Annotated in this window: 1 rRNA gene (cut by a window edge); it reads right to left on the reverse strand. The window is 57.3% G+C overall.

Annotation, left to right across the window (positions count from 1 at the left end):
• Nucleotides 1-22: 22 nt before the first annotated feature.
• A 23S ribosomal RNA gene (locus ACIF8T_RS40450) occupies nt 23-1,555 on the reverse strand (it continues 1,685 nt past the right edge of the window).

A 1,555-nucleotide genomic window follows, 5' to 3' on the forward strand; every position in this document is an offset into this window, starting at 1 on the left:
AACACAGTGGACGCGAGCAACTGAGGACAAGCCCTCGGCCTATTAGTACCGGTCACCTCCACACGTTGCCGTGCTTCCAGATCCGGCCTATCAACCCAGTCGTCTACTGGGAGCCTTACCCCATCAAGTGGGTGGGAGTCCTCATCTCGAAGCAGGCTTCCCGCTTAGATGCTTTCAGCGGTTATCCCTCCCGAACGTAGCCAACCAGCCATGCCCTTGGCAGAACAACTGGCACACCAGAGGTTCGTCCGTCCCGGTCCTCTCGTACTAGGGACAGCCCTTCTCAAGACTCCTACGCGCACAGCGGATAGGGACCGAACTGTCTCACGACGTTCTAAACCCAGCTCGCGTACCGCTTTAATGGGCGAACAGCCCAACCCTTGGGACCGACTCCAGCCCCAGGATGCGACGAGCCGACATCGAGGTGCCAAACCATCCCGTCGATATGGACTCTTGGGGAAGATCAGCCTGTTATCCCCGGGGTACCTTTTATCCGTTGAGCGACGGCGCTTCCACAAGCCACCGCCGGATCACTAGTCCCGACTTTCGTCCCTGCTCGACCCGTCGGTCTCACAGTCAAGCTCCCTTGTGCACTTACACTCAACACCTGATTGCCAACCAGGCTGAGGGAACCTTTGGGCGCCTCCGTTACCCTTTAGGAGGCAACCGCCCCAGTTAAACTACCCATCAGACACTGTCCCTGATCCGGATCACGGACCCAGGTTAGACATCCAGCACGACCAGACTGGTATTTCAACGACGACTCCACCCGAACTGGCGTCCGAGCTTCACAGTCTCCCAGCTATCCTACACAAGCCGAACCGAACACCAATATCAAACTGTAGTAAAGGTCCCGGGGTCTTTCCGTCCTGCTGCGCGAAACGAGCATCTTTACTCGTAGTGCAATTTCACCGGGCCTATGGTTGAGACAGTCGAGAAGTCGTTACGCCATTCGTGCAGGTCGGAACTTACCCGACAAGGAATTTCGCTACCTTAGGATGGTTATAGTTACCACCGCCGTTTACTGGCGCTTAAGTTCTCAGCTTCGCACGCCCGAAAGCGCACTAACCGGTCCCCTTAACGTTCCAGCACCGGGCAGGCGTCAGTCCGTATACATCGCCTTACGGCTTCGCACGGACCTGTGTTTTTAGTAAACAGTCGCTTCTCGCTGGTCTCTGCGGCCACCCCCAGCTCGAGGCGTAAAGCCCGTCACCGGATGTGGCCCCCCTTCTCCCGAAGTTACGGGGGCATTTTGCCGAGTTCCTTAACCATAGTTCACCCGAACGCCTCGGTATTCTCTACCTGACCACCTGAGTCGGTTTAGGGTACGGGCCGCCATGAAACTCGCTAGAGGCTTTTCTCGACAGCATAGGATCATCCACTTCACCACAATCGGCTCGGCATCAGGTCTCACCCACATGCCATCCGGATTTACCTGGATGACGGGCTACACCCTTACCCCGGGACAACCACCGCCCGGGCTGGACTACCTTCCTGCGTCACCCCATCACTCACCTACTGCAAGTCTGGTCCGTCGGCTCCACCACTCCCCTTT

The sequence above is a fragment of the Streptomyces sp. NPDC085946 genome (assembly GCF_044540485.1).
Lineage (GTDB): Bacteria > Actinomycetota > Actinomycetes > Streptomycetales > Streptomycetaceae > Streptomyces.